We start from the raw sequence: 6,914 nt of genomic DNA, 5'->3' as shown, positions 1-6,914 counted from the left end.
CCGGAACCGATAGCTAGAAACTATTGGTCCGGGCCTTTTTCATCCACTCATCCAAAAACCACTCATCCACTCATCCCAAACCTCACCGCAGCAGCACGAGCTTGCCCCAGTCTTTCTGGAAGCCCTGGTCGCCGGCGGTGTTGCGCTTGCTGAACTGGCCGCTGGGGTCGTTGAGCGAGACGCGGTAGAGGTAGGTGCCGTTGGCGAGGCGGTCGCCGTACTGGTCGGTGCCGTCCCAGGCGTAGTCGGTGATGTTATTGCCGATGTGCAGCGGGCCGAGCTCGCTCATGAAAATCTCGCGCACTACCTTGCCGGTCAGCGTCATAATCTGAATTTTCATGTCGCGCGGCAGCTCCTGGCCCGTCACCGTGAACACGAAGCGCGCCTTGCTCGTGACGGGGTTCGGGTACGGGAACACGTTGGTGATGGTCGACTGGCTGATGACCTCAAACTTCACTTGGTAGTTCTGGGTGCCGGCGGCGCTGCCCGCGCGGTCGCGGCCCTGCACTTGCAGCGTGTAGGTGCCATCGGCGAGCGGCGTGGTTTTGCCGGGATGGTATTCGAGGCGGGCCACCGAGCCGGCCTGCGAGGTCGAGTCGACCGAAAACTGAATCTCAGGGTTGTTGAGCGTGCTGATGAGCGTGGAGGTCGGTGCGCCCGGCTTTTGCAGCAGCACCGTGAAGGCCGACGCCTCCTTGAGGCGGCGCAGGTTGTCTTCGTCCTTGAGCTGAATGTTGATGGCCGGCGTGGGCGACACGATGTCGCCGTTGAGCAGGTGGCGGCCGTCGAAGGCCACGTCGAGCGTGGGCGGCACGTTTTTATCAAGCACCGAGAAGGGCGCGAGCGTGAGCGTGTTGTTGAAGAAATACAGCTCGGGCTGGCGGCTCTGGAGCGGGTTCACCGTGACTACCGGCGTAAGCGTGCCAAACTTGCCTATCACGTTCAGCTTCACGGGCACCGTCATCACCGAGTCGGCTTTCAGAATGCGCGGCGCTACGAAGGTGTTGTTGGCTACCGATACGCCGCTGGTGTTCAGCAGGTCGATGCGGGTAGTGAGCGGGGCCGCGAAGTCGAGCCCGCCGATGTTCTCAAACTTCACCGGGAAGCTGATGCTGCCCGTGGTGGCGGCCTGCGCGGCCAGCGTGGCGGGGTCGTAGTCGGCGGCGGCCACGAGGTCGCGGCGCACGGTGCCTTCGGGCAGGGCCTTGTAGGTCACAAGCCACTGCTTCAGCTGCGGCGGCACCCGGTTCACCGAGTCGCTCAGCACCAGCTCTAGCTGCAAGTACGGGTAGGTAGCCACCGGCACATTGTTCAGGTTGAGCGTTTTGGCCGTTACGTTGGGATACAGCACGGTGGCGGCATTGTTGGCATCGAGGCCCAGCACGCGCAGCGTGTATTTGCCCGTGGTATTTTCGCGCTTGATGACGTTGAAGAGCGACTGCCACTCCTTGGCCGGACCGATGCGGGCGCTCAGCACTTTGCCGGCCTGGCCGGGGGCGCGGGCCGTGTCGACGATGCTCACCAGCTGCGAGTAGCTGGCCTGCGCCAGGCTGCGGTCGGGGCCCTGCTCGCGCACCAGCAGGCCGCCGGCGGCCTGCTTTTTGGCCAGCAGCACCCACGGGTCGCCGTTGCGCAATTGGCCAGCCGCGGCCAGCTGGCTGCCCAGCATGGTAGTGAGCGCCGTGCGCAAACTGGCCGGGAAGGCCGCGTAGCGCAGGCGGTTCATGCTGATGAGGGCCACGTAGGCGCCATCGGGCACGTTTTGCAAGAATGCTACGAGCTGCTGCTGGCGGGCGGCGCTGTTGTTGAGGTTGTCGAGGGTATCGCCCGCCGTGCTGCCAAAGTGGTAGAACGACTGCGCCGGGCTGCCGCAGGTATTATAAGGCCCGCCGGCCACCGTAATGCGCTGCAAGGTACGGCCGTCGAGCACGGCCAGCAGCAGGTTGGGCGAGCCAATGCCGCAGCTCGCCACCGAGGGCGGCGACGTCAAATCGGTGCGGATGCCGTAGCCCGTGCTGAAGGTGCTGGCCGCCCCCACGCCCCCGCCGCCGGCCGTGGTGAGGCCGATGGGCAGGCGCTGGTCGGTAAAGCTCCAGCGGCCGCTGGGGGCCGCCACCGCTACCTGCTGCAACTGGTCACGCTTGAGTTGGGCGTAGTGGCTTTGCGACCAGCCGCTGGGCACGGTCGAAATCACCCGGAACGAGCCGAGCTGCCAGTTGGGGTCTTCCTGGGCGGTAGGCGCGCTCAGGCGCACCCGCCAGTACCACACCACCGAGTCGGGCCGCGCGCCTACCAGCGCGGCGGGCTGCCAGCTTACGGTGGGCGGGCCGGTAATGAGGCTTTGCTGGAGCTTGGGGCTGTTGAAGGTAGCTACCGTATCGACCTGGAAGTCGTAGCCGCGCACGGCGGCGGCGGGGTCGTTGTTCTGAGCCGTGAGGCGCGGGCGGTTGGTATTGACGATGGCAAACTCGGTGGGCGTGAGCAGCGTGAGGCTGCCCTGCAAAAACGAGTAGTTGGTAGTGGCTACGTTGTTGGTTTCATCAAGCTCCGATACCTTGTTGCGGTAGTCGAGCTCTACCCGGAAGGTATTGTAGCCGTACACGTTGCCTGTGTTGTTCAGCGTAATCGTGTAAGTAGTATCGCGCACCCAGGCCTGGCGGAAGGTGCGCGTCAGCACGTCGGCCGGGCGGCTGCCGCCGGCATACGTGCGCGTCACCCGAATCTCAATTGAGTCGGTGGTGATGCGGGCCGGATTGCTCACCCCTACTCGCAGCACAAACGGCGCGGTGGCCGAAATGACGCTGGCCCCCGGGGCCGGGGCTACCGACAGCGTGGCGTTGCTGGCGATGAAATCGGGCTTGGCCGGGGCGTAGAGGCGCAGGGCGGGGTCGCCCTGCCAGGTAGTAGCCAGAAACTGCTCGGTGGCGGCGGCCACGTTGTTCTGGTACAGCGGCGTCAGCTGCAAGCGGCGCACGGCCTCACCAAACACCCGCGTCACGGGCTGCCCGTACCAGTCGGGGTCGTTGAAAAGCAGCTTGTATACTAGGTCCTGGGTCGGGTCCAGAATGTGGGCATACGACTCGCAGGCCTGCGCCAGCATACCCACCGAGCCTTTCTGGGGCGACAGCAGCCAGCTCGGGCCGAAGGTAGGGGCCTGAAAAAAGCAGTCGCCGGCCGCGCAGCCGTTGTACATCATCACCGGGTAGCGGCCGGCGTTGCGGTAGTTGGTAGCCGGGTCGTTGATGTCGCCGATTTCGAGGTTGAAGCGCGTGGGCGAGCCGTGGCCGAAGTACTGAATCACCGACAAGCCCGTATTGAGCTCGTTGGCAATATTGACGGTAACGGGCAGGCCGGGCGCGGTTTTGCGCAGCGTAGTTACCGTGCCGCCCAGGTAGGGCCGGCGCACGCGCTGGGCATGGCCATCTACGTAGGCTCCAAACTGGGCAAACTCGTTGACATTGAGCCCGCCTACCAGGTGCAGCACGTTTTTGCGCCAGTCCTGGGTAGCAGTGGCGCTGTAGGTCGTGAGCTTGTCTTCGTGCTCGCGCAGCTTGTTCAGGTAGTCCACCACCTCCTGCGGGGTAGCGGCGGGCACGCGGCCGGTGGGCAGGCGGGCCACCAGGTTATTATTGGGCCAGTCGGCCGACAGAAAAATATCCGAAGTCGAGGACGTGGAAGTGGGCACCAGGTCCAACCCTTGCTCCCCCAGCACGCGGGTTGTGCCGCTCGCATTCACTCCGAAATAGGTCGACAAATCGACCATACCCGGCGTTACGCCCGCGCTCAGGCCCTTGCCCAGCAGCAGCAGGTATTTGGTTTGCGTGGCGGGTGAGGTGGCGGCGGCCCACAGCGCGAAGTGGCGCAGGGCCAGCACCGAGCGCTCGCCGTAGTGAAACTGGTCGTAGAGCTGCGGGGCCGTTACCATCAGCGTATCGAAGCGGCCGCCGGCCGCCGAGGCGCGGTATTTGGCGTATTCGAGGGCGGCGTTGGGCACGGTGCCGGCCGCCTTCATCAGCTTGGGGTGGGTGATGATGACAAAGTTGGGCGTAGCCGCGTTGATGGTGCGGAAATTGACGCGCACCGGCGCAGACGGTGCCAGCCAGGCGGCGGCATCGGCCAGAAAGAGGCGGCGCGTCTGGCTGCTCGTGGCATCCGGGAAGACAAAGCGGCGCGCGGTGCTGCCCGGCGTTTGAGTTGCCGTGGCGGCAATGCGCTGCACGTTGTAGGGGTCGTGGATGTCGTAGCCCACCACCGAGGCCGGCACGTTGGCCAGCTCGTAGGTGGCCGGGCCGCTCAGCAGCGAGTCGTTTTGAAACCACAGGTTGCGCCGGTCGCTAAACCACACGCTTTGCTGCGGGGCCGTGAGCTTGAAGTAGCTCAGCACGAACACATCGAACACCGGGCCCGTGCGCTGGCCCACTACCGAGCCCCGGATTTCCACCTTGCCATCGGCCCCGATATCACTGGGGTTCAAGGTGTAGATTCCCTTTTTGAAATTGTAGTTTTGGTACACCAGCTGTCCCAGCTCGCGCGCGGCGCTGGCGCCGGGCGGCATCACCCGGATGCTGGTGGTGTGCTGCCCCACCGGGCCGCCCGGCCCGCTGACATCGCTGCGCCCTGCCGCGCACACCTCGGCCCGGATGGGCCGCGCGCCCGCCGTCGTTACCACGGCCCGCAGCAGGCTGTCGCTCACGAGCGGCAGCTCGCCCTGGAACGACCACTCCGAGAAAAAGCCCTCGCCGCTGTTCAGCCAGGGCATGTGCACCGTGCCTTCGGCGGGGGCCTCGTAATACTTGTCCTTGGCCACCTTCACCACCGTTTGCATGCGCGTGGCGTGGGGCGTGCCACCGGCGGCCACGGGCTGGGCCATGCGCTTGCCGGCGCGGCTACCCCAGGTGATGAAGTAGGCCGCCGTGTCGGTGTAAAGGCTGTAGTATTGATGCGCCTGCTCGGCGGGGTTTTTATAGTACTCGCGGTCGAGCACGCCATCGTTGCGCTGGCCGTAGAACTCGAGGTAGCTCGTGGCATCGAGGGTAGCCGCGTTGCCCCCCTGGTACACGGCCACTTCCTTGCCCCGTCGCCACAGCTGAAACTGCGTGGGCGCTACGCCCGTGGCGCTGAGGCTGCGCAAGTAGTTGTAGTCGAGGCGATAGAGGCCGTCGCGCCACACCTTTACCTTGTAATAAGGCTGGCCGGCTACTATCCATTCGTTGCCGTAGGGGCCCGATTGGGCGCGCGCACCCGTGCCCAGCAACAAACCCAGCAGCACCAGCAGCCAGCCCGTGGTAGTGCGCCCAAACCGCCGCTCCCCAGTGTAGGATTGTGTCATAGCTAGAAGAAAATAAAGGAGCCGGCCGCAGCCGACTCCATGACAATAAGCTGTTAATAACTAGTGTAAACTTTAGTTGGTCATGCGCAGGCCGCCCATGCGGCTGCCAAAGCCGTAGCCCAGGCTCACGATAAGCGAGTTGACGTTGGAGTTCTCATCGAGCGCCAGGCGCGACAACGCCAAATCGACGCGCAGGCCGCTGAACGCCACGCCCGCGCCCAGGCTATACTGGCCTTTCCAAGCCTTTTTATAGTTGGATTTACCAGCGCTGTTTAAGCCATCGAACATATCTATCTGCTGGTAATTGCCGACACCACCGCGCAGAAATACTAAATTGTGGTAGCCTATTTCCAGGCCCGCGCGCGGGTCCACGCTCACGGTATTCGACCGCACGAGCGTATTTCGCTTTCCATCGGTAGTAGCATCCAAGTCAACGGCGGCCAAGGCAGTAAACTGCGCGGGCAACCTAAACTGGTAGCCCGCGCCCAGCACCAGCCGCGGCAGCGTGAGTTCGGTGGCGTTCACCGGAATCTTTTCATCCACGGCCACCCCCGAGGCCTTAAACTTGTCGGCGTCTACGCTCCAAGCGTTGAAGGTGGTGGTGATGTCGCGGGCCACGAGGCCCAGCCGCCAGCCCTTGTGGTTGTACTGCACGCTTGCGTCGAGGCCGAAGCCGTAGGCGTTGGCATACGAGCCCACGTTGCGGTAGATAAGCTTGGCATTGGCCCCCACGCTCAGGCCCTCGGGCCCCAGCTTGCGGGCATACGACAAGAGCAGCGCGTAGTCGGCCACCGAGAAATAGGTGATGCGGCTGTAATCGATGGAGCCGTCGTACTGATTGATAAGCAGGCGCGTATCGGCGATGTTATCGACGCCCGTGCGCAGCAACGTGGCCCCGACTACGCTCTTGTCATCGAGCGGCATGGCAAAGGCGGCATAGTCGTTTTTCACTACCCCCGAAAACAGCTCGGAGTGCATCAGCACGCCGTCGTACTTGGCGCTGAGGTTGGTGAGGGCGGCGGGGTTCCAGTAGCCGGCGGTAGCGTCGGTGGCCAAGCTCACCTGCACCTTGCCCATGCCCAGCGAGCGGGCACCCGCCCCGAGGTTCATAAACTCGTTGCTGTACTTGGGCGTGTTGGTTTGGGCGTGGGCCGCGCCGGCGGCCAGCAGCAGGCCGAGGCTCAGCGCCCATTTGGTGTGCCCGAACCGGGTAGCAGCGGAAAATTGTAGCATATAGAAAGGTCAGACTAGGAAAATCGGAACCGCAACGCAAGTTACTGCCCATTAGTGCGCGGCGTAGCTTCAAATGGCCGATTCGCCCGGCCAGGTGGGTGGTGGGTGGCTCCGCCGCTTGGCTAATAAAACCAAGTAAGCGCGACCGTAAACTGCGCAGCCGGCAGCGTGCCGATATTTTTTAGGATTATTCAAAGCAACCCGAAGAAAACGCGGGTAGCTGACAATTTTATTTTTAGGGAAAAATTTATTTAGGAAAAAGATAATCTATTGGTAGTAAGACATCCAGCACCTGCCCGGCTGGTACTTTAAGGCCGTAACTTCTTCTTGGCAAGAAAATAAATTATCCGCA

The 6,914-nt window shown here is 63.3% G+C and carries 2 protein-coding genes; both read right to left on the bottom strand.

The genetic code is table 11. From position 1 onward, the window contains the following. Positions 1-82: 82 nt before the first annotated feature. The gene (locus VFO93_RS04430) at positions 83-5,329 is read right to left on the bottom strand and encodes a C25 family cysteine peptidase (RefSeq protein WP_325133117.1); all 5,247 of its coding nucleotides are present in this window, start codon (positions 5,327-5,329) and stop codon (positions 83-85) included. Between the two features lie 72 nt (positions 5,330-5,401). Next, entirely contained in the window at positions 5,402-6,562 is a 1,161-nt protein-coding gene (locus VFO93_RS04425; protein ID WP_325133116.1) for a PorV/PorQ family protein, read from the bottom strand. Between the last annotated feature and the right edge of the window lie 352 nt (positions 6,563-6,914).

The sequence above is a fragment of the Hymenobacter sp. genome (genome assembly GCF_035709525.1).
Classification (GTDB): Bacteria; Bacteroidota; Bacteroidia; order Cytophagales; family Hymenobacteraceae; genus Hymenobacter.
This window is presented reverse-complemented; position numbering and strand designations above follow the sequence as displayed.

Bases quoted from the DNA above. Each gene is read 5' to 3' on its own strand.
- VFO93_RS04430 (WP_325133117.1), bottom strand. From the start codon at position 5,329: ATGACACAATCCTACACTGGGGAGCGGCGGTTTGGGCGCACTACCACG.
- VFO93_RS04425 (WP_325133116.1), bottom strand. From the start codon at position 6,562: ATGCTACAATTTTCCGCTGCTACCCGGTTCGGGCACACCAAATGGGCG.